Genomic DNA, 244 nt, shown 5'->3' with positions numbered 1-244 from the left:
AGTCACTGGTCCAATGGAACTGGCCCGGTAACATTGCCGAGTTGGCGGAGACTATTTCCCAGCTCGTGCGTACGGTAAACGCTTCCGTGATTGAGAGACGGCATCTGCCTAAGCACCTACAGCAGGCTCCTCCGCGGCGTCACTTGTCACTCCTCGAATCCGCTGAGCGGGATGCCATCATCAGGGCGTTAGACGCTGCTGGCGGGAATAAATCTGAGGCCGCGGAATTGCTGGGGATGGGAAG

Annotated in this window: 1 protein-coding gene; it reads left to right on the top strand. The window is 58.2% G+C overall.

Features of this window, described 5'->3' with window-relative positions; genetic code table 11:
* Positions 1 to 5: 5 nt before the first annotated feature.
* On the top strand, positions 6 to 244 hold a 239-nt coding region (locus tag AC3XQU_RS24580; protein WP_489876724.1), incomplete at its 3' end, for a helix-turn-helix domain-containing protein.

The organism is Telluria sp. AZSoR62, assembly GCF_058111565.1.
This window is presented reverse-complemented; position numbering and strand designations above follow the sequence as displayed.